This window comes from Methylobacterium sp. AC315 (genome assembly GCF_979253755.1).
In genome coordinates this window covers 1-23,943 of record NZ_CEEDEA010000008.1, presented here as the reverse complement: position 1 = coordinate 23,943, position 23,943 = coordinate 1, and the positions used below count along the sequence as shown (strand labels likewise).

General features: G+C 65.2%; 22 protein-coding genes and 2 pseudogenes. 8 read left to right on the top strand and 16 right to left on the bottom strand.

Features of this window, described 5'->3' with window-relative positions; genetic code table 11:
* Nucleotides 1-544 precede the first annotated feature (544 nt).
* On the top strand, nucleotides 545-1,204 hold the full coding sequence (locus AC0IY0_RS15225) for a helix-turn-helix domain-containing protein (protein WP_471764611.1): 660 nt from the start codon (nucleotides 545-547) through the stop codon (nucleotides 1,202-1,204).
* A gap of 474 nt (nucleotides 1,205-1,678) precedes the next feature.
* Here AC0IY0_RS15225 and AC0IY0_RS15220 read toward each other — a convergent pair whose 3' ends face one another.
* The gene (locus tag AC0IY0_RS15220) at nucleotides 1,679-2,728 is read right to left on the bottom strand and encodes a polysaccharide deacetylase family protein (RefSeq protein ID WP_471764367.1); all 1,050 of its coding nucleotides are present in this window, start codon (nucleotides 2,726-2,728) and stop codon (nucleotides 1,679-1,681) included.
* 913 nt (nucleotides 2,729-3,641) lie between these two features.
* Here AC0IY0_RS15220 and AC0IY0_RS15215 point away from each other — a divergent pair.
* On the top strand, nucleotides 3,642-4,475 hold the full coding sequence (locus AC0IY0_RS15215; RefSeq protein ID WP_471764364.1) for a sensor histidine kinase: 834 nt from the start codon (nucleotides 3,642-3,644) through the stop codon (nucleotides 4,473-4,475).
* Nucleotides 4,465-6,120, top strand: a complete 1,656-nt coding sequence (locus tag AC0IY0_RS15210) for an FAD-dependent oxidoreductase (RefSeq protein ID WP_471764362.1) — start codon at nucleotides 4,465-4,467, stop codon at nucleotides 6,118-6,120. Before AC0IY0_RS15215 ends, AC0IY0_RS15210 begins: the two co-directional genes overlap by 11 nt.
* A gap of 320 nt (nucleotides 6,121-6,440) precedes the next feature.
* Here AC0IY0_RS15210 and AC0IY0_RS15205 read toward each other — a convergent pair whose 3' ends face one another.
* Together AC0IY0_RS15205 and AC0IY0_RS15200 are read right to left on the bottom strand one after the other, a co-directional pair.
* Nucleotides 6,441-6,707, bottom strand: a complete 267-nt coding sequence (locus AC0IY0_RS15205) for a hypothetical protein (protein ID WP_471764360.1) — start codon at nucleotides 6,705-6,707, stop codon at nucleotides 6,441-6,443.
* On the bottom strand, nucleotides 6,704-7,066 hold the full coding sequence (locus AC0IY0_RS15200) for a hypothetical protein (RefSeq protein WP_471764357.1): 363 nt from the start codon (nucleotides 7,064-7,066) through the stop codon (nucleotides 6,704-6,706). The genes AC0IY0_RS15205 and AC0IY0_RS15200 overlap by 4 nt, the downstream gene beginning before the upstream one ends.
* A 403-nt stretch (nucleotides 7,067-7,469) precedes the next feature.
* Between AC0IY0_RS15200 and AC0IY0_RS15195 the strand changes: the two genes are divergently transcribed.
* Both AC0IY0_RS15195 and AC0IY0_RS15190 read left to right on the top strand, forming a co-directional pair.
* Nucleotides 7,470-7,778 (top strand): UBP-type zinc finger domain-containing protein, encoded by a 309-nt coding sequence (locus AC0IY0_RS15195; RefSeq protein WP_471764355.1) that lies wholly within the window; start codon nucleotides 7,470-7,472, stop codon nucleotides 7,776-7,778.
* A gap of 301 nt (nucleotides 7,779-8,079) precedes the next feature.
* Nucleotides 8,080-9,345, top strand: a complete 1,266-nt coding sequence (locus AC0IY0_RS15190) for a hemolysin family protein (RefSeq protein ID WP_471764353.1) — start codon at nucleotides 8,080-8,082, stop codon at nucleotides 9,343-9,345.
* 169 nt (nucleotides 9,346-9,514) lie between these two features.
* Here the strand turns inward: AC0IY0_RS15190 and AC0IY0_RS15185 are convergent, their stop codons facing one another.
* On the bottom strand, nucleotides 9,515-10,705 hold the full coding sequence (locus tag AC0IY0_RS15185; protein ID WP_471764351.1) for an MFS transporter: 1,191 nt from the start codon (nucleotides 10,703-10,705) through the stop codon (nucleotides 9,515-9,517).
* An 835-nt stretch (nucleotides 10,706-11,540) separates the two neighbouring features.
* Between AC0IY0_RS15185 and AC0IY0_RS15180 the strand changes: the two genes are divergently transcribed.
* Complete coding sequence (locus AC0IY0_RS15180) at nucleotides 11,541-11,963, top strand: Ros/MucR family transcriptional regulator (protein WP_471764349.1); 423 nt, start codon at nucleotides 11,541-11,543, stop codon at nucleotides 11,961-11,963.
* 227 nt (nucleotides 11,964-12,190) lie between these two features.
* Here the strand turns inward: AC0IY0_RS15180 and AC0IY0_RS15175 are convergent, their stop codons facing one another.
* From AC0IY0_RS15175 to AC0IY0_RS15125, 11 genes are all read right to left on the bottom strand, one after another.
* The gene (locus tag AC0IY0_RS15175) at nucleotides 12,191-13,129 is read right to left on the bottom strand and encodes an HlyD family secretion protein (RefSeq protein WP_471764347.1); all 939 of its coding nucleotides are present in this window, start codon (nucleotides 13,127-13,129) and stop codon (nucleotides 12,191-12,193) included.
* A gap of 27 nt (nucleotides 13,130-13,156) precedes the next feature.
* A complete protein-coding gene (locus AC0IY0_RS15170; RefSeq protein ID WP_471764346.1) occupies nucleotides 13,157-13,363 on the bottom strand; it encodes a hypothetical protein in 207 nt (68 codons plus the stop codon).
* A 2-nt stretch (nucleotides 13,364-13,365) separates the two neighbouring features.
* On the bottom strand, nucleotides 13,366-14,415 hold the full coding sequence (locus AC0IY0_RS15165) for an FUSC family protein (protein WP_471764344.1): 1,050 nt from the start codon (nucleotides 14,413-14,415) through the stop codon (nucleotides 13,366-13,368).
* Between the two features lie 157 nt (nucleotides 14,416-14,572).
* A complete protein-coding gene (locus AC0IY0_RS15160) occupies nucleotides 14,573-14,806 on the bottom strand; it encodes a hypothetical protein (RefSeq protein ID WP_471764341.1) in 234 nt (77 codons plus the stop codon).
* A 1,108-nt stretch (nucleotides 14,807-15,914) separates the two neighbouring features.
* On the bottom strand, nucleotides 15,915-17,009 hold the full coding sequence (locus tag AC0IY0_RS15155; protein WP_471764338.1) for an alkene reductase: 1,095 nt from the start codon (nucleotides 17,007-17,009) through the stop codon (nucleotides 15,915-15,917).
* Between the two features lie 243 nt (nucleotides 17,010-17,252).
* Nucleotides 17,253-18,410 (bottom strand): NAD-dependent formate dehydrogenase, encoded by a 1,158-nt coding sequence (locus tag AC0IY0_RS15150; RefSeq protein ID WP_471764336.1) that lies wholly within the window; start codon nucleotides 18,408-18,410, stop codon nucleotides 17,253-17,255.
* A 301-nt stretch (nucleotides 18,411-18,711) separates the two neighbouring features.
* On the bottom strand, nucleotides 18,712-19,038 hold the full coding sequence (locus AC0IY0_RS15145; protein WP_471764334.1) for a helix-turn-helix domain-containing protein: 327 nt from the start codon (nucleotides 19,036-19,038) through the stop codon (nucleotides 18,712-18,714).
* Nucleotides 19,039-19,149: 111 nt separating this feature from the next.
* Nucleotides 19,150-19,665 (bottom strand): Dps family protein, encoded by a 516-nt coding sequence (locus AC0IY0_RS15140; protein WP_471764332.1) that lies wholly within the window; start codon nucleotides 19,663-19,665, stop codon nucleotides 19,150-19,152.
* Between the two features lie 469 nt (nucleotides 19,666-20,134).
* Complete coding sequence (locus AC0IY0_RS15135) at nucleotides 20,135-20,662, bottom strand: chromate transporter (protein ID WP_471764331.1); 528 nt, start codon at nucleotides 20,660-20,662, stop codon at nucleotides 20,135-20,137.
* The gene (locus tag AC0IY0_RS15130; RefSeq protein WP_471764330.1) at nucleotides 20,659-21,261 is read right to left on the bottom strand and encodes a chromate transporter; all 603 of its coding nucleotides are present in this window, start codon (nucleotides 21,259-21,261) and stop codon (nucleotides 20,659-20,661) included. The genes AC0IY0_RS15135 and AC0IY0_RS15130 overlap by 4 nt, the downstream gene beginning before the upstream one ends.
* Nucleotides 21,239-22,225, bottom strand: a complete 987-nt coding sequence (locus tag AC0IY0_RS15125) for a phospholipase D-like domain-containing protein (protein WP_471764329.1) — start codon at nucleotides 22,223-22,225, stop codon at nucleotides 21,239-21,241. The genes AC0IY0_RS15130 and AC0IY0_RS15125 overlap by 23 nt, the downstream gene beginning before the upstream one ends.
* Before the next feature lie 102 nt (nucleotides 22,226-22,327).
* On the opposite strand from AC0IY0_RS15125, the pseudogene AC0IY0_RS15120 reads away from it, so the two are divergent.
* Nucleotides 22,328-22,612: pseudogene (locus AC0IY0_RS15120) on the top strand (integrase core domain-containing protein); the annotation flags it as partial.
* 28 nt (nucleotides 22,613-22,640) lie between these two features.
* Here the strand turns inward: AC0IY0_RS15120 and AC0IY0_RS15115 are convergent.
* Nucleotides 22,641-22,742 (bottom strand): annotated as a pseudogene (locus AC0IY0_RS15115) (IS630 family transposase); the annotation flags it as partial.
* Nucleotides 22,743-23,479: 737 nt separating this feature from the next.
* Here AC0IY0_RS15115 and AC0IY0_RS15110 point away from each other — a divergent pair.
* Nucleotides 23,480-23,943 (top strand): transposase family protein (locus AC0IY0_RS15110; RefSeq protein WP_471764610.1); only part of this gene is annotated, 464 nt, incomplete at its 3' end.

Here is a 23,943-nt window from a genome sequence, read left to right as displayed (position 1 = left end):
CTGCGGACAGTTCGTTAGACCCAACGGTCCAAGCCAGACAGCCACGGCTCCCGCACGAGCGCATGCGCAGCCGCTTTCTAGCCGCTGGCATTTAACCCTCTCCGCTCATTGTCGTGGCCCGGTTTGCCGTCATACGATCCGAGGGTATGATAGGCTGGATCTCCTGAGGCTATCATCGTATTTCACGCGCCCTCGATGGTGCCTTTTTTGCATATAGTCCCGAAGAGTTCCCGGGCGAATATCGCGCCCGCCAAGAACGAGCGGGTAAGGCAACTGGCCGCGTCGACCGATGAGGACAACCTAGGAAAGCACTGTGGAAGGACACGGCCTAGAAAAGTTCAAAGACGCAAGCCTCATCGCCACATCGTCACGGCGGTCGTGGACCCTTTTGGCTGCAGAGGTCCGAAGCCACAAGGCCGGAGAGATATCCGCCTTTACGCCCCAAAACGCCGAGATTACGCAGGTCATCCAAGAAACCGGATTAGCCACGTCATTGCGAGGTTCGGGCGGCATCTTCCAGGAGGTCGTTAGCATTCCCGGTACGATGTGGCTTTGCCCGGCAGGCATACGGGAGGAGGCTACGCGGCTATCGGACGACTTTCCAGAGGTGCTGCACATCTACATCCCGCAGCACACTTTCATCCGGGTGGGAAGCGAAAGGGCCGTCGATCCCTCCGCTCAGAACATCCGCTACGAGTGCCAGGTCGCCGACCCTGTGATTCATCGGATCACACAAGAAGTCATCAAGGAGCTCCACCATGAAACCTCGTCCGGCGGCCTGAAGATCGACGCGCTCGCGGTCGAACTTGTCAGCAGCCTCGCTCACGATCATTTGGAGTCGTCCTCCTCAAAAGTGTCGCTATCTCTAGCAAAAGGCTGGCTTGATCGACAAAGATTGGATCGTGTGCTACAGTACATCGATGCAAATCTTGACAATGAAATTCGCGTAGATAATCTAGCTGAAGTCGCATGCTTTAGTATTTTTCACTTTGCGCGAGCATTTCAGATGGCCACGGGTCGGCCTCCCCATGCCTACTTGAGCGAACGAAGGCTCGATCGAGCCAAGCACCTGTTGGCCTATTCAGATGCTTCGATCGTCGATATCTCCCTGACCTGTTGCTTCTCGGGACAGGCAAATTTTACAAAGGCTTTCACACGCGCAGTGGGAATGAGCCCAGGCCGCTTTCGTCGAGCTCACAGTTGACTGGCCAAGTCGGTCGCGTCGAGTTGCTGGCAGCCCGCCTTGGCTGATCTTGGGGCTAGGCTCCCCGCAGGATCGCCATCGCCTAGACCGACAGCCGATCATTGGCGACGTGCGGGTGGACGGGGTTGGCGCTACGCTCCGACAGCAGTGCCTGTTGGATGCGCCAGGCGCGGGCGGACGTTCAAGCCGCCCGGCAGAGCCCCTGCGATGGACGGACCGCTCTCGATCCACGCGTCCATGACGACCCCGAGGCGATCCCCCGGCGTAGACTCGCTGAGTAGGTGTCAATTGTCAGGTCCAGAGCTTCGGACGGCGGCAAGTCGCCATCGCGGTGGCGTTCGGGCCAAAAACCAGCCAGCCTCCGCGTTCCTTGTATCGGCCCTGACGAAAACCCGTGCCGTGCCACGGCCTCCGATTCCAGCCGCTCCCGTGACAAGTGGCCGACGTCGGAAGCGCTCGCCATCCAGGGATCGCTCAAGCTTCCGAGCCCGGCAGGCCCGTGATGGTTGGGGCGCCGCGCTCGTAGACCGGCGTGCCGGCGCGATGCTCCAGCGCCCAGGCGGCAATCTCGTCCTTGCGGGCGAACCACACGTCCGGCTTCGTCCGCGCATAGGCAAAGAATCGGTCTAGCGACCGCACCCGGTTGGCGTGGCCCGAGATGCGGTCGTGCAGCGACACGACCATCAGTCGCCGCCGGTGCGCGCCCTCCGCGTAGAGCTGGTCGAACTCGTCTCGCAGCGCCTGCTCGTAGGCGGCTGGGTTCCAGGCCTGGAAGGGGAACGACACGATGTCATTGAGGTGGAACGTATAGGGTACGGTGACGAAGTCGCCGCCCTTCAGCGGGACGATGAATGGCTCGTCGCGGCTCGGCTCGTCGATATGGTAGCGGAAGCCAAGGCCCTGCAGGATGTCGAGTGTGCGGGGCGAGTTGCGCATCCAGTAGGCGTTCCAGCCCACCGGCCGCTGACCGGTCGCTTTCTCGATCGCCTCAACGCTGTCGGCGATGAAGCGCCGCTCGGCGTCCGGATCAAGGAAGTAGCTGTTCTGCCATGTGCGCCCGTGCGCGGCAGCCTCGTGCCCCCGCCGAACGATCTCACGCGCCAGGTCCGGTGCCTTCTCGACGGCCTGGCCGATCATGAAAGACGACATCTTCACCTGATGCCGATCGAACAGGTCGAGCAACCTCGGGATGCCCTCGTAGACGCCGTACTGGAAGAAGGCGTTGGTCGGCAGGTCCGGCAAGCCCTGCTCGATAGGATCCGGGATGACGCCCCCCGCACCCGAGATCGGCTGGCCGCCGGCCTCGAACATCAGGGAGAAGCTGACCGCCAGGCGGGCGCCGTTCGGCCAGAAGGTGTCGATGTCGGTGTCGGCCAGTGCGGCCTCCTGTGCGTGGAGGGGTGAAGGGAGAGCGGACGCCGCTGCGACGGCGAGGCCGCCGCCGAGAACCGTCCGGCGGGTGAAGGGCTGGGCTGGCTCCCTCAGGCGCGCGAGCCTCGCATCTTCAAGCGGGCTGTTGTCCATACTGACGCGACCTCCAACCTTGCTCTAAATTTTTATGAATCTTCATTTAGTCGTTGAGCTAAATCCCGTGGCTTTCGCTAAAAGCAAAAATTTTTAAATCCGACCAAAATCTCACATTGAAATAACCATGCGCTCGAGACGAACTCATGTTTTCCCTGAAGTAACGCCCTTCGAGTGCCGCGTCGCTCGATCGGTTCCTATGAATTCATAAATCGCCGAGCAAAGCTGTCTCGGAAACCATACGAACGTATGGATCGATGGTGGAACTCGTCTGCGTCCGCGCACATGGCTTATGGGCTCCGAGCCGGCACGAAGGCCCCTCAATGGTTTTCGGTGCGAGCGCACGAGGCACGGCCCTTCCCGACGGATCGTACCCGGAGGGCCCTGCGGTCGGGGGACATCGCCGCATCGCGCGCTCAGTGCTAAGATATCGCCGGTCGCTTTCAGGCTTCCGGCATGTCGAGATTGGCAGATGCAGTCTCGAGGGAGGCACCTTCTCGTCGATCAGGCGCGCGGCGGCACGTGCCCGCGATTTGACATGGAAGCCGACGAGGTGGCGCGCTCCAGCTGCGCGCAGCGGCTCACCTGACGGGCAAAGGACGCCCCGAGGCGGACGAGGGGACGATCCACCCTGCTGGACGATCGCGTTGGCGTGCCGACATGGTCAGCTCGGCGCAGGAGTGCGTCCCAAGGGCGCGGAGTCGTCGGGCTCGGCGTCTTGACCGAGGTAGAGGAGGCCGCCCTCGATCCATCGTTGATCGCCGCGCGTCACACCGGAACACCGAAGGCGATCGAGCATACAAAAGTATAGTCGGACCCACTCGTTGCAGGGATTATCGCTGTTGCCGGCCGCTCCTCACCGGCAGTTTCATACGAAGGTATTCATAGTTCCACGGCGAGGATCTGTGTTGAGTTGCTCTCGTCAAATCACGGGGCACAAGTCATGATCATAGAAAATGAGCACGCCGCCTCGTTGGCGGAAGCTTTCTCCATCAAGGACGCGGGGCAATTGGCGCGCATGGCCGAGATGGGCGCTCGATCCAGCTCGATGGCGCACGACCTGAACAACCTCCTTCAGATCATCGCAGGCAATCTTGATCTCGTGGCCACCGATCTCCTGGACGAGAAGGCCGCCCGGCACTTGTCGCTCGCCCGTGCCGGGGTCGAGCGCTGCACCCACTTGGCGCGTCGTACCTTGAAGCAGGGATGCTCGCGCGAGACCGCTGACCTCCTCCAGGTGTCCCGCTTCCTCAAGGAGGTGGCCGACCGACTTGGCTTCGCTGGCGGGCACGGGATCACCCTTGAGATCGTGGCGGTCGACTCGGCTCTCGCGATCGAGGCGGATGAAGCGGAGTTGGAGAACGCGCTACTGAACCTCGTGCTCAACGCACGGGACGCCATGCAGGGCCAGGGCCGGATCCGGATCAGCTGCCACGCCTCGCCAGCCGGGGGCTCGCAATCGGATGGGAGCGCGGTCGCGCCCGGCCGGGTCGTGTTGCTTGTAGAGGACACCGGTCCCGGCATCGCGCCGGATATCCAGGGAGCGGTCCTGAAACGCTTCTTCACCACGAAGGCGCATGGAACCGGCCTGGGATTGGCGAACGTGCGAGCCTTCATGGCCGAGGCGGCCGGTACGCTCTCCATCGGCAACGGGCCCGGGGGCGGGGCCGTCGCCACGCTGTCATTCCCTCGGGCGCCGGCGGAGTCGCCGCCCACGTACGTCAGGAGCCGCATCCATGTCGATTGAGGTGAGCGTCGATCCGAGCGATCCCTGGATCCGCGAAGCACAGACCTTCCCGGTGCTGACGCCCGAGATGATGGCGCGCGTCCAGGGATACGGCCGGGTCGAGGCGTTCGAGGCCGAAACGCCGCTCTTCGAGCGCGGTGACCGGGACATCGACTTCTTCATGGTCCTGGACGGCTCGATCACGATCGTGGTCGACGACGTGCGCATGGGAAGCACGCCGCTCTTCACGTACCGGCCGGGACAGTTCACCGGCGAGCTGAACCTCTACAACGACCGTCAGATGCTTGTCGGAGGGCGGGCGCAGGCGGGCAGCCGGGTGGCTCGCGTCGAGCACGCGGACTTCCGTCGCCTCGTTTCCGCCGAGCCCGACATCGGTGAGATCGTCCTCCGAGCCTACATACTGCGCCGCGTCGGCTTCATCCGGCATGCCCAGGGTGGGGTGGTGCTGGTCGGCCATCGGCAGAACGGCAGCCTGATCCGCCTCCAGCGCTTCCTGACGCGCAACGGCTACCCCCACGAGATTCTCGATCCGAAGGCGGCCGGAGAGGACGCCCTTCTAAGCGGACTCGACATCCAGGCGGCCGACCTCCCGGTGGTGATCGCCCCGAACCGCGAGGTCATGCGCAATCCGACGAACTTCGAGCTGGCCGCTCGACTGGGCCTCACGGAGACGCTCGATCCCTCCCTCGTCTACGATGTCGCCGTGGTGGGCGCCGGCCCCGCCGGGCTTGCCGCCGCCGTCTACGCCGCCTCGGAGGGCCTCGACACGATCGTCGTCGAGGCCCTCGCGCCCGGAGGGCAAGCCGGCACCTCGTCGAAGATCGAGAACTACCTTGGATTCCCGACAGGCATCTCGGGCCAGGCGCTCGCCGGCCGGGCACAGATCCAGGCCCAGAAGTTCGGAGCGCATCTCGCGATCGCGCGGAGCGTCACGTCCCTTGAGTGTTCCGGCAGCCCGTTCCTGCTGCGGCTGGACGACGACCAGAGCCTGCGGGCTCGGTCCGTCGTGGTGGCGACCGGCGCCCGTTACCGCAAGCTCGACGTGCCCGACTTCGGCAAGTTCGAGGGCCAAGGGATCCAGTACGCGGCGACCGCCATGGAGGGCCAACTCTGTTCCGGCGAGGAGGCGGTCGTCGTCGGGGGCGGGAACTCTGCCGGACAGGCCGCGATGTTTCTTTCGAGGGTGGCGCGCCATGTCCACATCCTGGTGCGGGGCCCGGGGCTCGCCGCCACCATGTCGGATTACCTCGTCCAACGGATCGCAACTTCCTCGCGGATCACGTTGCACACCCACACGGAGATCACGGCCCTGCACGGCGACGACCACCTGCGCGGCGTCACATGGGCCGATAGCCGGACCGGCGGCTCGGTGACCAAGCAGATCGGCAGCCTGTTCGTGATGATCGGTGCGGTTCCCAACACCGATTGGCTCGGCGGCTGCCTCGGGCTGGATCAGCAAGGCTTCGTTCGAACCGGCGTCGACGACCATGGCCAGACCACGAGCGCACCGTTCGCGACAACACGCCCGGGGATCTTCGCGATCGGCGATGTCCGCTCCGGCTCGGTCAAGCGCGTGGCGTCGAGTGTCGGCGAAGGATCGGTCGTTGTGCATGCCATCCACGACTACCTTAACCCGGCGCTCTAGGCGGCTGACCTGCCGGCCGCCCGGCGGCGGCCGAGGCAGCGGATCGCGCTTCCGAAGGATCACGCGGGCGCCCGGCCGAAGGCGCCGTCGCCGTGGCGTAGGTGGGGGAATGTTCCTCGGCTCGGGGGGGCGCCGTCATCAGAGCTTGGCGATCGCCCTGGCACGCCCGACATCGACGCCATGGGAGGCCCTCCCCACGAGAGATTTTGCGGAACCGATTGATCGTGGACGTCGGGATCGTGTCAGTGCGAGGGCATTCCGACTCGCGGCAGCCACGACCGTTTGTGGCGGCTTGATCTCCGCCGTGACCCGCCCCGGGCTCAGCCCTCCCGATCGGTCAGTGGCAGGGCCGCGGGAGGGATGTCTCCCGCCGCCGCGAGCAACAGCAAATCGGTAAGCTGCCAACGCAGGACCAGCAATGTGTCCAGCTCCCCGTTGAGGCGCCGCTCGACCTCGGTGGTGTCGGCTTCGGTCCCTATCAGTGCGGTCAGCGCGCGGGTCGCGGCCGTTGAGCCCAGCTCCGCCTCGGCGATGCGGCGATGTAGATCTACACAGAGTGCTCTGGGTCCGGAGCTCGCCATGCTCATCCGACGCCCGAGGCATCCGCCAAGGGATTGGCCCGGTGCGCTCGGACAAGACCGAGGCTCGTCATGTAGGACGCGAGCAGCATCTCGTCCTCGGCCGTGACCTGTCCGTTCCCGGCCAAGCGGGCGACGACGATGCACTGGCGGTGGAGGCGACGTTCACACGCGACAATGCCCTCGTTCGTAGAGATAAGCGCGTCAATCCACGACACTGGCCGATCCGCTTCCATGTTCGTCGTTGTATCCGGGAAGGCGAAGTCGAGGATGTGCGGCAGGGCGAACGGCCACGGGGCGAAGCCATCGGCCTCCGAAGGCCCGCCCCGGCGGACGGGGATGGGTGAGGTCCGTATCGATCCGAGCATGACCGGCGGCCTGGCACGGAGTCCCTTGGCGGGCGCGCATCAGTCAGCCCAACCGAATGAACGCGCGCCCGGCGATCAGCTCAGCCACGCGATTAACCTTCCCCTCGCAAGGCCCGCATCGTTCAGGTCGATCGCCGTTCGCGCGTGAGCCATCGTCGATCCAGTGAGAAGACCAGAATTCCCGGCCCCCGTCTTGGACCGCAGTGCCTTTTCTTGAAGGATACGGATCCCGCCCGAGTTTCCAGGAGCGATGCCCATCCGGGGCAATCCGGAATGCTTGGGTTACCGCAGCTCCGTTCAAGTATTACTCCACGGCGCCGGATAGGATGAAGTGCCACCCCCAGGTGCCGGTCATGCCCATTCGGCTTGCGGCGTAGTCTTAACGATCTCGAGGAACGGCTCGATGTCCAAGGTTTGCACCCACACCGATCAAATCCGGACCGTCCGGCCGAGCGCGCGCGGATGCGAGGAGTGTCTGCGGATCGGTAGCGCGTGGGTGCACCTGCGCCTTTGCCGTTCGTGCGGCCACGTCGGCTGCTGCGACCAGTCCCCTTACAGGCACGCCACCCGCCACTTCCAGGCGACCGCCCATCCGATCATCGAAGGCTATGATCCCCCGGAGGGTTGGGGCTGGTGCTATGTGGATGAGGCCTTTCTCGATCTCGGTACCGACACCACCCCGCAGGACGGACCCATACCCAGGTTCGTCTAGGAGGATGGGACGGGACCGGCGCGGTCGAGTCGCGGGCCGCCGATGCTCACGTTCGTCCCGGGGCGGTGGCCGAACCCGCTTCCGGCGGTCGAGCCCGGGGGGCCGGAAGGCGGACGCTGAAATGCCTTGCCGGCTCGTGCACTCGGTAGGATGGGCGCACGGCGCGGCGGACGCTTCCATCGCGCCGCGGAGCCGGGCGACGTGATGCCCGATGCCGCGTGGTCGACGGGGCTGGGCCTCGGGGCCGTCGTCCTCCTGGTGCTGGCCAACGGCTTTTTTTGTCGCCGCCGAGTTCGCCCTGGTGTCCGTGCGCGAAAGCCGGGTTGCCGAGCTGGTCGCGGATGGGCGGAGGAACGCCAAGGCGCTGAAACGGGCGACCGATCGCCTCGACGCCTATCTGGCGGCGACGCAGCTCGGCATCACCCTCGCGTCGTTGGCGCTCGGCTGGATCGGCGAGCCCGCCCTCGCCCACCTGATCGAGCCAGCCCTGGCGTGGCTTCCGAGCTCCCTCGGGACGACCGCCTCGCACAGCGCGGCGGCCGCTCTCGCCTTCGTTGGCATCACGGGCCTGCATATCGTCCTGGGAGAACTTTCGCCGAAGAGCTTCGCCCTCCAGCGAAGCGAGCGCACGGCCCTGGCGATCGTCCGCCCGCTGGGCCTGTTCCTGTTCGCGTTCCGACCCGCGATCCTTATCCTCAACGGTCTCGGCAATGGGGTGCTGCGCCTGGTCGGTCTGCGCCCGGGTCACGGCGAGGGTTCGCGGTACTCGACGGCCGAGTTGAACCTCCTCGTCCAGGCAAGCCAGAAAGCGGGCCTGATCGAGGAGGCGCAGCAGGAGGCGGTGGAGCGAATCCTCGCGATCGGCGGGCGCCGGACCCGGGACATCATGACCCCGCGCCACGACGTCGAGTGGCTCGACCTCGAGGGCGAGACGAGTTCCGTCCACGCCACCATCCGCGCGTGCGACCACGCGCGGATGGTGGTGAGCCGGGGCGTCGTCGACGAGCTGGTCGGCGTCGTCGACGAGCAGGACCTGCTCAACCAAGTTCTGGAGGGCGGGACCATGGACGTGGCGGCGGCGACTCGTGTCCCCACCGTCGTGCACGAGGGCCTGTCGATCCTGCGCTTGCTCGATGTCTTTCAGAACGGGTCCGTACGCTTGGCGGCCGTGGTCGACGAGTACGGGAGCCTGGAAGGCATCGTCACGCCGACGGACCTGCTGGAGGCCATCGCCGGGGAGCTTCCCGAGGTTAGGGAAAAGCCATGGGTGATCCACTGCAAGGACGGATCCCTGTCACTCAATGGCGCGATGCCGGCGGTGGAGGGCCTCGATCGGCTGGGCATGGCCCATGGCGGCGAGAGCGACGGGTTCGCCACCATGGCGGGGTTCGTGATCTTCCATCTCGGGCGGATCCCCGTGGCCGGGGACAGCTTCGAGGCTCATGGGTGGCGGTTCGAGGTCACCGAAATGGCCGGCCACCGCGTCGCGCGCGTGTTGGCGAGCCGTATCGGGGGGCACCAATCCCCGGCGGCACCGGAAACCCGGCTCAGCCACCCTCCCGCATAGGGCCCACATCGACCGCCCCGGCCCCTTTGCCCGTTCGCCGTTGCCGACCGCCGCCGCCCCGACCGCGTGCCGGGCTCCGATCACCTGGGATCGGCGGTGTCGGCGTCGCGCGGCGACCGCATCGCCATACCCGGAAGCGCGCCAGGCGCGGGCGTGCGTCCCCCGCGCCTCAGCCGTCGCGGCCCGGTCCGCCCAGCGCCTGTACGGCGATCGCGAGGGCGCCTAGGACGACGCCAAGGGCCACCACCGCGTTCCACCCGCCGATCTGCCACGCGGATGTTGCTGCGGCCGACCCTAGCGCCCCGCCCAGGAACATCGCCCCCATGAGCACGGTGTTGAGCCGGGCGCGCGCCTCGGGGCGCAGGGCGAAGACGATATGCTGGTTGGCGACCAGGGTGGATTGCATGGCGAAGTCGAGCAGGACCACCCCGATCACGAGGCCGGCCAGAGACGTCCAGAGCCCGAAGACCGCCCATGATGCCAGGGTGAGCACGGATCCGCCCAGCACCACCGGCCGCGAGCCACGCCGGTCGGCGAACCGACCCGAGAGAGGCGCCGCGAAGACGCCGATCGCGCCCACGACGCCGAACAGGCCGGCTACGTCCGCGCCGTAACCGTAAGGCGGCCCCTGGAGCCGGAACGCCAGGATGGTCCAGAACACCGTGAAGGCGGCGAATACGAGCGCCTGGGTCGCCGCCGCGCGCCGCAGGGCGGGGTAGCTCCGCCACAATTCGGCGAGCGAGCCCAGGAGCGCCCCGTAGCGCAACGTCGAATCGGGCCGGCTGTGAGGCAGCGTGGCCATCATGAGCGCCCCGGCCGCGAGCGCCATCGGCACGCCGAGCCAGAACATCTCCCGCCAGCCCCCGTGGGTCGCGATGAAGCCGGCAAGCGTGCGGCTGAGCAGGATGCCCGTCAGGATACCTGACAGGATCGTGCCGACGGCGGCCCCGCGCCGCTCCGGTGCGGCGAGATGCGCCGCGAGCGGGACGATCTGCTGGGCGACGGTGGCCGACAGCCCGACGACGAGCGAGGCGAGCACCACCAGCGACGCCGTGGGCGCCAGGGCCGCGAGCGCGAGCGCCACCGAGAGGCAGCCGAACTGAATGACGATCAAGCGCCGCCGCTCGACGATGTCGCCCAGCGGCACGAGCAAGAACAGTCCCGCCGCGTAGCCGAGCTGCGTCGCGGTTGGGATCAGGCCGGTGATCTCGCCGGGCATGTCCTGCTCGATCAAGCCGAGCATCGGCTGGTTGTAGTAGATATTCGCGACCGCGATCCCGGCGGCCGCCGCCATCGCGAAGGTGCGCCCGCGGCGTTCCGGCAGTGCCGCAGCCTCGTTCGTCGAAACGTGTGCGGACATCGTCCCGCCCCCCGGAGCCCACGGACATTCAACGGCGGCAGTCTTCACCGAGCTGTCCGGCCGTATTCGGTCGTGCGGCCGTGCCGCTCGACATGCAATCATATCTAAGGATGATCATCCGGACCTCCTTGCGCCCGTGGGCCGCTCTGATTCCACCTCCAGCGTGTCGGCGGCCTTGCTGTGGCGCGACGATCGCGGCTAGACCGACGGGCGCGATCCGGCATTTGGTCGAGAAGCAAAAGAAGCTTGTCGCGCGCCCTCGCGACCGACGAGGCACATGGCCCTCCCTCATGCCCGAGGTTGTCGGTGAGACGTAAGGGGCGGCGTTCGCTGCGATCCGGTGAGTGGCTGGCACTGCCGCCTTGCTCCGCGCCATAAGTTACCGGGCCATTGGATGGCCGCCACGCTCCCGCCGTCGACGGAGCGCATCTGCGCATCGCGTGATCGCTGTTTGGACGGTCCTCACGAATAACCATCCATGGCACTGTCACGAGGATCTGGGATCGTCCCGCGCCGATCAGGAGGCCGCCACGTCCAAAAGGTTTGTCGTTGCCGGCCGCTCGATTGGAGCCTTCGGCCTGTCGGTCTCTAAACCCTGACATTCCGTTACGGCATGCCGGATTGGATAATTTGCCTATCCTGTCGTCCCATATCTATGAATAGGGACTCTGCTTCGTGAATATAAACTTATCACTTCTCTTGAGCGGAGCACCTGCATTGCAAGTTTTTAATTTGTGGAAATGTATTGGGAGGCACATCTTGGAAGCGAGGGCGCACATCACGAACATGCAGCTTGTCGATACAAATCACTGAGCTTCGCTCCAACTTCATCGACTTGGCAGCCGAGATCGTCGTCGCCTATGTCGCGAACAACTCCGTCCCCGTGTCCGAACTCCCGAGACTTATCCGAAGCGTGCACGGCGCGGTCGCCGGCTTGGCCTCGACCGCACCTTATTCCGCCCCCACCTCTGTGGACCGTCCCGAAAGGCCGACGGCGGCTCAAATTCGCAAGTCTCTTCGGACGCAGGACATCCTGAGCTTCATCGACGGCAAACCATACAAGACCCTGAAGCGGCACCTGACGGCCCATGGCCTCGACCCGCGCTCGTACCGCGAGCGATACGGGCTGCCCACGGATTACCCAATGGTCGCCCCGAGCTATGCCGAACGGCGATCCGCGCTCGCCAGGGCGATCGGCCTCGGTCGCCCCGGGGCGATGGCCGAGAACGCATCGCGGGAGCGTCGCGAGGTCGCCTGACCGAGCGCGGCAACGACATCCCAGATCCACCATCGGCATGCTCCACGGCCGCATGGTCGTTGGAGCATGCCAGCGGCATATACCGCCGCGAACCGATGTCGCCGATGCTCGCGCCTCCCGCGCCCCCAAGACGCCAAAGTCATCCGGAAGGGCGCGCGCGGCGGACGGCTCGTCAGGCTCTCGCTCGGGGGTGCGCCTCTCGTTCGGTTCAGGCGGGACTGACGTGACTATCGAGCTGCGCCGGACGGGTTGCGAACGTGGATCGTCGCGGTCATGCCCGCCGCCAGGTGCACGTCGCGGGGCAGCTGCTTGAACTGAACCCGCACGGGGATCCGCTGCGCGAGGCGGACCCAGGTGAAAACCGGGTTCACGGAAGGGAGGCCGGCGATTCCCGGTGCGGAGTTGGGATCCATGATCCCTCGTCCGATGCTCTCGACCCGCCCCTCGATCAGGCGATCCGGATAGCCCATCAGCCAAATGTCGGCCGGATCCGAAACCTGGATCCTACGGAGCTGGGTTTCCTCGAAATACCCCGTTACCCAGAAGCTCTCGGAATCGACCAGGGTCATCACCGATTGACCGATGTTGGCGTAGGTGCCCGTCTGGAGGAGGAGGTTCGTGACATAGCCGGTCACCGGAGACCGAACCTCGGTCCGTTCCAGGTTCAGTTTCGCGTTCGCCAGATCCGCCACGGTCGCGTCGTACGCGCCCTGCGCTGCCTGGGCGTTGCTCTGGTAGGCCTGGCGCACTTCGGCGCTCACCGCGAGATCGCTGAGTTGGTTGCGCCGATCCGCCTCCGCGCGCATGTTCGTGAGCTGCGCATGCGCCCGTTCGAGGGCGGCCTGGGCGCGTTGCACGGCGATCCGATAGTCGCGGTCGTCGATCCTGAAGAGTACCTCGCCTTTTCGAACCGCTTGATTGTCGGTCACCGAGACGTCCGTCACCATCCCGGACACCTCCGAGGCGACCTGGGCGGTATACACGCGCACGCTTCCGTCGCGTGTCCACGGGGTATCGAAATAGTACCTCCAGGCGAGCCAGGCGAGGAGGATTGATCCGCCGACGACCGTCATCACCGCGAAGAGGTTGAACGCGGAGGGCACGACGGGCACCGGAGGAGCCGTCTTGGTGCTCGGGGACGGCGACGCGATGCGCTCGTCACCCACGTAGTGATCGTTTTTCAGAAGAGCCACTTACAGACGCCCGAGAAGCAGGACAAAGCTGGAGAGGGTCGCGACGAAGAGTGCGAGTTCCAGGATCGGCGATCGTGTCATCGACATGCCCGGCAACGCCCGCTTCAGGACGGCACCGATGATCATCGTGCAGATCGTGGCGATGAGCAGCCCCAGCGCGAAGGGCGCGATGAAGACCCCGAGCACGTCGATCTCGCGGAGGGGCATGCCTAGCTCCCCCGCCAGATGCGCTCGGGAAGGATGATCCGGAAGGCGGCCGCGGCGAAGGCGATGCCGCCGAAGACGGCGACACTTTCGTTCAGCGAGGCCGCCAGGTCGTATTGCATCGGGTTCGTCGGCGCGACCGCGATGAGGAATGAGAGGTTGTAACCGAGTGCCGGCGGGGTGGTGCGAGGCTCCGTCATGCCGACCGCCCCCATGAAGAACAACGGGAACAGCGCGAGCGCGAGGAGCTCGAACGAGGCCGCCGAGGCGAGGAGCCCGTATCTCACCGCTATGCCGGCGAACTGCCCGAGGCCCGCCCCCCAGAGATAGCCCCGCACCCGGCGGTCCCCGTCCGGGATCGTGACGAAGACGATCGACACCACGCCCGCGAACAGGACGAAGACGCCGCCCGAAGGCCAGGCGGTCGCCATCCATATGGTCCAGGTACCTCCAACCACGAGAAAGGTGCGGAGGGTGTTCGCCCAGACCGAGGCAAGTTCCGGCAGCGGCGCGCCCTGGGCCTCTTGCTGACTGGGTTTGCCCTGCACGATCTCCGCGACCGCGCTCGCCACGTAGACGCATCCGACGCCGATGACGATCTCGGCACCGCGCTCGACGGCGGTATTGAAGGCGGTCAGCGGAGCCGACGCGCTCAGGAGCACGACGAAGCCCGCGGTCAGGCCGGCGAGCGCCGCTCCGTAGGAGGCAAACCCCGGAAGCCTGCCGCTCACATAGGTGCTGAGCGCGAACCAGCACGACAGATACATCCCCATGGCTATGGGGCTTTGCGAGAAGAGAGCCATTCCTGCGAGGCCCACGACGAGTCCAACCAGCGTTCCGGCGACGCGGGAAAGGCCCTTGCGGCCGACCTGGCCGCGCGTGGGCAGCGCGAGCGCGAGCACGGTCCAGGCCGCCCATCGCGGTGTCTCGAGCTGCAGCCACATCGCGAGCCAGAGTACGGCCAGGGCGGTGAGGGCGGAGCGCAGGCCGAATGGCACGCTCGTGCCGTGCAGGCCGAGGAAGCCGCCCAATCTTCCGGAGATCGTGAAACGCATGCCGGCACCGCTTGAAAAGGCTCCCCGAAACCGAGTCGCGGTCGCGCGACCCTCTCGCCGTCAGCACGGCGTCCGCGAACGGCGACGATGATGCACATCAGAGGAATGACGGCATCGCTAGAGCAATCTTGACGCCTACCCGTCGTGATGATGGCCATCACAAGCGTAGGAGAAACGAGAGCTTTCCCCCGATCGCGGCGGCCAGGTTCCAGACGCACGGCCGCAATCGCCGGTCGCGCTTGAGCATGCGGCGCAACTTTGGCCAGCGCGGCATGTCCATGCAGCCCAGAACACGCCACCAGATATCTCGGACATCTTCAGGTGCAACCTCTCGCATCTTGGCGGCCGCCATTCCCACTATGCCGATCCAGCGACCGGTCTCGACCACCACGAGGAAAGGATCCACCTTCAGGGACCGGTGACGAGACTGGGCCATCCGGGTCGCCGCCGCGGATGGCCGCCGACGTCGGGATGGTAGACTACTACAGAGCGGCGCTATTGGATCGCACGCTCATTTCTGGCACGTTTTGCTCATGGTGTGCTTCACGCCGCAGCAAACGTCCCGGCTCGGCCTTCCCGTGTCGCGTGAGCGGACCCCGGTGGCATTCGGTCCGCCGCCTCGTGATCCGGCGCTTGGCGCGGCCCGCCGGGGCCATGTGGAGCTAGGGTGCTCCCTTTCGTCCGGCGTCCGAGAATGTCGTCCACGCTGATCGCGTTATACCGTGCCGGTCGAATGCTTGCCGCGGCGCGACGCCCGCGATGGGCGATGGCCCGGTCACCTGCCAGGGGCCGAGAGGCCGGTCGACTGCATTGGTTTGCGATCAGCAGGCGTGCCTCGGGGGGATTTCTCGTGACGGGGATGTTCGCCATTCCTTACAAGGGCGAGGGGCGCAAACCGTTGCCCATCTTGGCCGCGCAGGTTCGGCCCACGCCTGGATCTCATCCGAAGCCCGGGCGGCGCGTTGACGGGCCGCCGCGCTCCCAACCGCAGCCCTTGAACGAGAGGGGTGAGCTCCAGCGAAGGATCGTGCGAGCTCTCCCTGCGACGCGACCACCAAGCCGTCGAGCGCACAAACCTCAGTATGATGTATTTGTCCGGTGGACCAAGCTACCGAACGCCGACCTCTATACCCGCGCAGTCAGGACTCGACGCGACAGCGTTCTGTTCTTGCCGTCGAAACTGAATTTTCAAAATGACGGTCGCGATCGACCGCAATCGGGGGCTGGTTTGTAAGGAATGGCAAATCTTCGTCAGGTCCTCTGGTTCGTGGCGCTCTGGATATTGGGATTGGTAAGCCTAGCCGCATTCGCCTTTGCTTTCCGTGGGGTCGTTCGGCTTCTCTGACGCTGAAATCCCGTCATGCGCGCCATTCATTCGTAAGCTTGGCGCCCGCGTACTTCCCTCCCCGGCCCTTGGCGCGTCGATCGCCCGGGCGGGGGAGGGTCATCCGAGGATGCCGTGCCACATCCACGGCGTCGAACTGTTTCATGCCGAGTGCTCAGCGGGAGGCGTAATCCGGCCAATCGGTATAGCCTTTTGAGCCGCCGCCATAGAAGAACTCCTTGGACGCCTCCGGTGCGAGTGGTTCATCTTTGCGAAGCCGCTCCACGAGGTCCGGATTGGAGATGAATGGCCGGCCGAAGGCGACCATGTCCGCACGGCCAGAGCGGGCGGCGTCGATGGCGATCTCACGCGTGAAGCCGTTATTCGCGATGTAGGATCCGCCAAAGCTCCGCCGGAGGGATTGGAAGTCGAAGGACTCGGGCAGATTGGCGCCCCGGGTCTGGCCCTCGATGCAATGAAGGTACGCGAGCTTGAGCGTGCCGAGCCGCTCCGCGAGGAAGCCGTATGTCTTCTGCGGATCGCTGTCGAACGGCGTGGCGCCGACGGAGTGCGTGGCGGGAGACAGGCGGATGCCGACACGATCCGCGCCGATCGCCTCCGCGACCGCCTCGCAGACCTCGAAGGGAAGGCGTGTGCGGTTCTCGATGGACCCGCCGTATCGATCGGTCCGATGGTTGGTGGAGTCGCGAATGAACTGCTCCAGGAGATAGCAGTTTGCCGCATGGACCTCGACGCCGTCGAAGCCGGCGGCGCGGGCATTCCTGGCAGCGCGGACGTAGTCCGCAATGATCCCATCGATCTCGCCCGTTTCCAATTCGCGCGGCTTGGATGGCGGTTCGAAGCCATGTTCGGTGAAGACCATGTCCCCGGCCTCGATGGCCGAGGGGGCCACCGGCGCCGCCCCGTCCTCCTGCAGGGAGACATGGGAGAAGCGGCCCACATGCCACAGCTGAAGGACCATCTTGCCGCCGCGCGCATGGACGGCCTTCGCCACCGGCTTCCAGGCCTCGACCTGTGCGTCGGTATAGATGCCGGGCGTGAAGGCATAACCCCGGCCTTGCCGCGAGATGTTCGTCGCCTCCGAGATGATCAGCCCGGCCGACGCACGCCTGCCGTAATACTCGATCGCAAGCGGCGTTTGTTTGCCATCCATGTCGCCGCGAGCGCGGGTAAGCGGGGCCATGGCAACGCGGTTGGCGACCTCGATCGCGCCGAGATGGCCAGGGCTGAACAGGGCTTCAGTGGTCATGTTGCGCCTCTAGTATTAATCCGATTGATCCAAGTCGATTTTGTGAATTCCAATGATTCGGATCTACTCCAACGATCGCGAATCAGAATGAGTCTTCGTTCTAAGCCGAGGGGTGCGCCGCAACTTGGTGTGATCGTTCGGTGCTTGTGCCGCAGCTCGCCAGCACGCATGCGCCCGGGCGGCGAGCGTGCCCAGAAGCGCGAGGTGAACGGCTTCGGGAAGGCGGCTGCGGGACGTGATCGGTTACTTCACATCGTAGCTGTGCGCTCCGGTGCCCGCGAAGCCGCCACCCGATACGATCAGGTACTCGTCGCGGATCGGCCTGCCGGCGAGGAAGTCCTCCAGGATCTCGCGGGTACCCGCGGCGTAGCGCGCCTGAGCCGACAGACTGGTGCCGGAGGTATGGGGCGTCATGCCGTTGTGGGGCATCGTCCGCCACGGATGGTCGGCGGGCGCGGGCTGGGGATACCACACGTCCCCCGCGTAGCCGGCGAGTTGCCCGCTGTTCAGGGCGTCCACGAGAGCGTCGGTGTGGATCAGCTTACCGCGCGCGGTGTTCACGATGTAGGAGCCGCGCCTCATCTTAGCGAAGAAGGCCGCGTCGTACATTTGGTTCGTCGCCGGGGTAAGCGGCGTGTGGATCGAGATGACGTCGCAAGCCGCCGCCAGGGCCTCCGCCGAGGGATGGTAGGTCAGGCCCAACTCCCGCTCCACCTCCCCGGGCAGGCGATGGAAGTCGTAGTAGTGCAGGCCGACATCGAACGGCTTCATGCGCCGGAGCACCGCGAGGCCGATCCGCCCGGCGGCGACGACGCCCACCTGGAGGCCCTCCATGTCGTAGGAACGTGCGACGGCGTCGGCAATGTCCCAGCCGCCGCTGCGGGCGATGTCGTGCTGCGGGATGTAGTCCCGGACGAGGCTCAGCATCATCATGACCGCGTGCTCGGCGACGCTGATCGAGTTGGAGTAGGTGACCTCGGCCACGGTGATGCCGCGCTCGGCAGCGGCCTTCAGGTCGACGTGGTCGGAGCCGATCCCGGCCGTCAGCGCATGCTTCAGCCTCGGGGCCTTCTGGATGCGCTCGTACGTGATGTAGGCCGGCCAGAAGGGTTGGGAAATCACGACGTCGGCGTCGACCAGCTCTCGGTCGAGTTCCGAATCGGGCCCCTCCTTGTCCGAGGTCACGACCAGGGTATGGCCGGACGCCTCAAGGAATTTTCGCAGGCCAAGTTCGCCGGACACGTCGCCCAGGAGATGACCCGGCGTGAAATCGATCGCACCGGGGCTCGGCGCCGTCTGACCGCCAGGATAGGAGCGAATGTCCGGCACGCTATCGCGCGCATAGCGCGTCGGATGACCTTTCGGTGAGTCCGGATATAGAACACACACGATTTTAGCCATGACTCATGCCCCGGAGTCGCTGTGACAAAAATTCTCTAGTATCCACAATCCAATTACGAAATCATACGAAGGTTTATCGGCCTCTCATCGCGTCGCGAAAACAGCCCAGATGAGCGGCCCACGTCCGTGACGATGCCGCTTTGTGACCGGCGGCCATCCGAACTGGGGCCGCGTCATATCGGCTGAAGCGCATCCTGAGGTCGGCTGGGCCCACCACGGATCGGACCTTGCAAGCTCCAAGTCGCAGGGCGCATCCGGCATCGCCGGCACAAGGTACCGGACGGATGGGCCAGGCGCGCGTTCAGGGCGCGGGAGGTGCCAGTAAAGGCCCCCCCCAAAGGAAGGGGCGGGATTGCTTGGCTAGCTCGGCGATACCCCGTCTCTCCCGGGTCGTATTGGGCCGCTCACGGGATGAGCGCTCCTCGCCCGGCGTTTGGCCCGTCCATCGACGATAGCCGTGCGAGAAGGCGCTGACGTCCCGGTAGCCGAGGAGCAAAGCCACGCGCGAAACCGTCAGTAGCCCATCGTTCAGATAGCTGCGGGCGAGATCCCGTCGCATCTCGTCCAGAATCCGTTCGAGGGTAAATCCCTCCCCTGCTAATTCCCGGGAGAGTGTTCGCTGGCTCAATCCCAACGTCCTGCGATGACGCCCGCGCGCGGGCGCCCGTGCGTCAGGAGGGCTGCCGCACCACGATGCGCGAGGGACGCGCCCGAAGAGTCCCTCGTGTCGCCAGCTGGATCAAAGGTTTCGGCAAATCTCGTAGAGGAACCACACCCGGCGCTCGCTCTCGTCGATCCAATTCTCCAGCAGGCTTGCCGTCGCCACATCCCCAATCTCGTCGCAGAGTTGGTGGATCGTCCGCATCGCCTTCAGCAATTGACGGTTGTCCTCACGCAATTCTGCCAGCATGTCCTTTGGGGTGACGAAATCGGCATCGTTATCGAGCACGCGCTGCAGGCGGGCGACTTGCCCGATCGACCGCACCGACGTGCCGCCGATCTTGCGCGTTCTTTCCGCGATGTCATCGACCATCCCGAAGATCTGCTCGGATTGCTCGTCGAGAAGGAGATGATAATCCCGAAAGCTCGGGCCGGACATATGCCAATGAAAGTTCTTGGTTTTTAGATATAACGCGAACACGTCCGCCAGAAGCACGCGCAGCTCCTCGGACAAATTGTCGATTTCGGCCGATGAAAAATCGCTCGGCGTCATCAGAGGAGCCGAACGGAAGCTCCTGGCGAGTTCAGATTTCATCGGCATCTCCTGATTTCCTGGCGTTCGGCACGACACAAAGAAACGATGGATTTTCGTCAGTCGCGCCTGAATTCAATCTGTCCGCTCAATACGTGCGGATAGCGCCGGTCAAACATATCAGAGCGACGGTCATCCGAACTGCTAGCACGTATCATGTTTGAAGCGTCGGAGGCCGGCCCTCAACTATACAGAGGTTTAACCGATCGAGTGCCCTCGCCCCCGCTGTCGAAACGCTCAGCCTCGCTCTGGATATGTCCTCCACGGATTCGCCTGTTCTCCGAAGTCTCGCGGATCGAAAGCTCACCGGACGCGGGCGGAGCCTCTATGGAAGCGCGTGGTTCCCCATCGTCGGGCTCGGAGGCGCCGGATGCCGAGGCGCTCCGCGCCCGACGGGCCGGCGGTGCGTTCGAGGCGGTGGCATGTACCGGCTTTTGCTCCCGCTCGATGGATGCTTGTCTGGCCGATGCTGTCAGATCACGCCGGCCCAGCCCATGAAGCCCGTCGCGAACAGGATGGGCACCGGGTTGAGCTTCGTACGCCAGAACACGAGCGTACAGAGGGCGGTCACGAGGTAGCCGCGGAACGACAGGGCGGCGTTCTCGGCCACGATCCAGCCGCTCGCGAGGATCAGCCCGATGGAGATCGGTCCGAGCGCACGCTCAAGGGAGACATGCCATAGGGTGCCCGAGGAGGCCTGCCAGAACCGCGCGACGCCGATCATCAGGAGACCGGCCGGCAGCATCATCGCGGCCTGTGCGACCATGGCGCCCGCGATCCCGGCGACCTTGTAGCCGATCATCGCGACGATCAGGTTGCTCGGTCCCGGCGCGGCTTGCGAAATTGCGAAGATGTCCGAGAATGCATCGCCGGTGAGCCAATGCCGCTCCCCTACGGCGTGACGGGCGATCTCCGGTACGACGCTGTTGCTGCCCCCGATCGACAGGACCGACAGCGTGCCGAAGAAGCTCGCCAGCGCGATGAGGTCGCTGACCTTCATGGCCCAGCCGATCCCCGGTCACGGCGGCGCACGTGACGCCACGCCAGGAGAAAGGCCGGCGGCGCGAGGATCGCAAGTACCGCGGGCAATGGGATATGCATAAGGGCGGAGCCGGCGAAAGCAAGGACGATGAACGCGAGCGCGGCCGGCTGGCGGCCCAGCCCCTCCCCCGCTTTCAGGCCGGCCGACAGGGCGAGCCCGACCGCGGCCGCGGTGACCCCGCGCAGGGCGTCCTGAACCGCCGGGGTCGCGCCGTCGCCGAAGTACATCCAGGCGAGGCCCACGATGATGCAGAACGGCACCAACGTCAGGCCGAGCAGTGCTGCGACGGCCCCCGCCGCGCCGCGGAAACGGTGACCGACATAGATGGCGAAGTTCGCCTGGTTGGCGCCGGGCAGCACCCGGGCGAGCGCGTAGGCGCTCAGGAACTCCGTGTCGTCCAGCCAGCGCTTCTCCTCGACGATGAGATTGCGTGCCCAGGCCGTCAGGCCGCCGCCGAAACTGATCAACGTCAACCGGTTGAACAGCAGGAACAGCTCCGGAAGCGTCGGGACCGAGGGGCGATCGGGCTGAACCTCAGCTGTGCCGCAGGTCGGCATCCGACTCGAACTCCGCGTTCTCGGTGTCATCGGGCTTGGCCGTCGGATAGGGCGGCTCGTATCGGCGCGAACCCTCCCAATCAGCCTCGAACACGGCGGCGATCGCTCGAACCACCCCGGCGTCCCGGATGGTCACGCCGAGTTCGCGCCGAAGGTCGAAGGCGGCTTGGTCGAGGTTCTGCGTGCCGAGGTGCAAGCGTTCGCCGTCGACGATGGCGATCTTGCCATGGCTCCGTAGCCCGCGCTGTTTGTGCAGCCGCCCGCCGGCCTGTCGGAACAGGCGCCACAAGGCGAAGGAATACATCAGGTCCGGTTGATGAAGGCCGTGCTTGCCGCCGCACAGCAGCCGAACGCGGACGCCACGCCCCAAGGCTGCATGGATCCTCTCGAAGATCACCGGCTCCGCAAATTTCGGATGTGCCAAGTCGATCGTGTGCTTCGCGTCATCCAGGAACCCGCAGAGGGCGGCGCGGGCGCCGCCCGGGCTCCAAGATAGGCCTGAACTCCCGGAAGGAGTGAATGGCTCGCCGCCCCAGTCGCCTTCGAAACAATCCCGAATGGCCGCGACCTGAGCAGGATCGGTCAGGATCACCGCGAAGTCCCGGGTTTTTCCGAAGTATTTTTCCATGAAGTTGAATGTAGCGATCATGGCACGCTCGCCATCGACCACGATCGATTTCTCGTGCGTTACGAGGAAGTGGACCGGCGCCCATCGGACGGTTACGCCAGCGGCGTCCAACCGGGCGAAGGTTGCGTCGTTGATCCGCTCGCCCGTGGCCTTGGCACCGTTCAGCATGACGCGCACGGCGACCCCATCCGTGTGCCGCGCGATAAGCTCATCGAGCAAGACCGGATGGTCGAAGGTGAACTGCTTGAGCAGGATCTCGTGTTCGGCGCTCCGCATCAGCGCGACGACCGGTTCGATGCCGTGGTCCGGCTGAATTATGAGATGCGTTGCGTTCATGGGGCGGGGCTGTCACCGGGGAACCCGCACCGACAAAGCCAGTGCCAAGTGTCTTTAAGCCACTCTATGTCAAACAGCGTTGAACATTTGCACGCCGAAACACAGTTCGCCGGGCGCATGCTTGACCAGTGGGCTTATCTGAACGGGGTCGAGATCGACTTCTCACGACCGGGCAAGCCGACCGACAACGCCTACATCGAGTCGTTCAACGGCCGCCTACGAGCGGAATGCATGAACGCCTCGTGGTTCCTGTCGCTGGCCGATGCCCGGGAGCGCATCGAGGAATGGAGGTGCCACTATGACGAAGATCAGCCTCACACGGCCTTGGGCGGCTTGACGCCCCGAGCATTCGCCAACCAAGCTGTCACAGCCCGGGAACTGGCATAGGCCGTGGACCACAAACGGGGTCAACTCCAGCGCTCGACACGCTGACCCCGAAGCGCCCCGCGGCGCGATTGCAGGAGGCATCGGCCGCCACGATACGCTCGCGCAGATCCACAGATAGAGGTGAAGACATCGGAATGCTCCTTCACCCGTCAATGTGCCACCTGCCAACCTGTCTCAAGCGGCGCGGGACTGGCTCTAGCTGGCACGGCTGCCGGTTCGTTGTGCCTCCTTAATCCATCAGCGTTTAATGCCGGCACTGTGAATCACACCCGCGTATTCCGCGCCAAAATTGTGGGCCCGGACACAAGCTCATACCTTCAAACAAGCGAAGCACCAGCAAATAGCTGCTAGGGTCAGTCGACCGAGACTCTGGGTTGGACGGAAAAGATAGACATGCGTTTTTACCTATCGACCCAGATTCCTGTCTAACTGCCGTCGGCAAATCGGCGTCTCTCGCTAATTCGGAAACTGAGTGACCAAAACCAATTGCACCGTTTTTTACTGAGAGCCACTCCGCATGGCGGCGGAGCCAAGCGTTGTCCGATGCCAACCAATTGGCGTACTCTGGTGGTCCCATCAAAACCGAACTTGGGCATCGGTGTGGGTCGGCGTTGAAGCGGAACCCTCGACCAAAGCCAAGGCAGCGCGTTGTTATCACTAGCAAAATCGAGGGGGGACCGGGGTTCCGGTCGGCGCCGATCGGGACCCCACTTCTCGACGAAAAACGGCTGTTTGTTGAGGACGTTACCATCCTTCAGAGAGGGGTCCCGGTTCGGGTTCTTCCGCACTTTCGGTGCTGAGCGGTGGTTTGGACGTTGATTCGCATGTTGGCCCGAGGGCAGTGCGATGCCGATCTCGAACCCGTCGTTGCCGTCGGTCCCGGACGGCCTGCACGTCGATGGTCTGACGCTGGACACGTCTGGGTTGCTGATCACCGCCCGAACCACGGTAGCCCAAGCCTGCTGTCGGGTTTGCGGGCGGGCGTCAGTGCGGGTGCACAGCAGGTATCGGCGGACGTTCGACGACCTGCCCTGGCAGGACCGGTCGGTGACGTGGCGGGTGCAGGTTCGCCGCTTCCGCTGCGGCCATTGCCCGGGGCGGATCTTTGCCGAACGCGTGCCAGGGTTGGGTACGCGCAAGGCGCGCCGCAGCGACCGGTTGGCCGAGGCGCAGACCGACATCGGCATGGTGCTGGGTGGTGAGGCTGGCGCAAGGTTGTCGCGGCGGCTGGCCATGCCTGTCAGCGGCGACACCGTCCTGCGCCTGATCCGTCGTCGCGGGACCGTACCGTCTCCGCCGCCGCGGGTCATCGGCATCGACGATTGGGCGTG

Excerpts from the sequence above, each read along its gene's own strand:
- AC0IY0_RS15225 (WP_471764611.1), top strand. The coding sequence starts at position 545 with ATGTGGCTTTGCCCGGCAGGCATACGGGAGGAGGCTACGCGGCTATCG.
- AC0IY0_RS15220 (WP_471764367.1), bottom strand. The coding sequence starts at position 2,728 with ATGGACAACAGCCCGCTTGAAGATGCGAGGCTCGCGCGCCTGAGGGAG.
- AC0IY0_RS15210 (WP_471764362.1), top strand. The coding sequence starts at position 4,465 with ATGTCGATTGAGGTGAGCGTCGATCCGAGCGATCCCTGGATCCGCGAA.
- AC0IY0_RS15205 (WP_471764360.1), bottom strand. The coding sequence starts at position 6,707 with ATGAGCATGGCGAGCTCCGGACCCAGAGCACTCTGTGTAGATCTACAT.
- AC0IY0_RS15200 (WP_471764357.1), bottom strand. The coding sequence starts at position 7,066 with ATGCTCGGATCGATACGGACCTCACCCATCCCCGTCCGCCGGGGCGGG.
- AC0IY0_RS15195 (WP_471764355.1), top strand. The coding sequence starts at position 7,470 with ATGTCCAAGGTTTGCACCCACACCGATCAAATCCGGACCGTCCGGCCG.
- AC0IY0_RS15185 (WP_471764351.1), bottom strand. The coding sequence starts at position 10,705 with ATGTCCGCACACGTTTCGACGAACGAGGCTGCGGCACTGCCGGAACGC.
- AC0IY0_RS15170 (WP_471764346.1), bottom strand. The coding sequence starts at position 13,363 with ATGCCCCTCCGCGAGATCGACGTGCTCGGGGTCTTCATCGCGCCCTTC.
- AC0IY0_RS15165 (WP_471764344.1), bottom strand. The coding sequence starts at position 14,415 with ATGCGTTTCACGATCTCCGGAAGATTGGGCGGCTTCCTCGGCCTGCAC.
- AC0IY0_RS15155 (WP_471764338.1), bottom strand. The coding sequence starts at position 17,009 with ATGACCACTGAAGCCCTGTTCAGCCCTGGCCATCTCGGCGCGATCGAG.
- AC0IY0_RS15150 (WP_471764336.1), bottom strand. The coding sequence starts at position 18,410 with ATGGCTAAAATCGTGTGTGTTCTATATCCGGACTCACCGAAAGGTCAT.
- AC0IY0_RS15140 (WP_471764332.1), bottom strand. The coding sequence starts at position 19,665 with ATGAAATCTGAACTCGCCAGGAGCTTCCGTTCGGCTCCTCTGATGACG.
- AC0IY0_RS15135 (WP_471764331.1), bottom strand. The coding sequence starts at position 20,662 with ATGAAGGTCAGCGACCTCATCGCGCTGGCGAGCTTCTTCGGCACGCTG.
- AC0IY0_RS15130 (WP_471764330.1), bottom strand. The coding sequence starts at position 21,261 with ATGCCGACCTGCGGCACAGCTGAGGTTCAGCCCGATCGCCCCTCGGTC.
- AC0IY0_RS15125 (WP_471764329.1), bottom strand. The coding sequence starts at position 22,225 with ATGAACGCAACGCATCTCATAATTCAGCCGGACCACGGCATCGAACCG.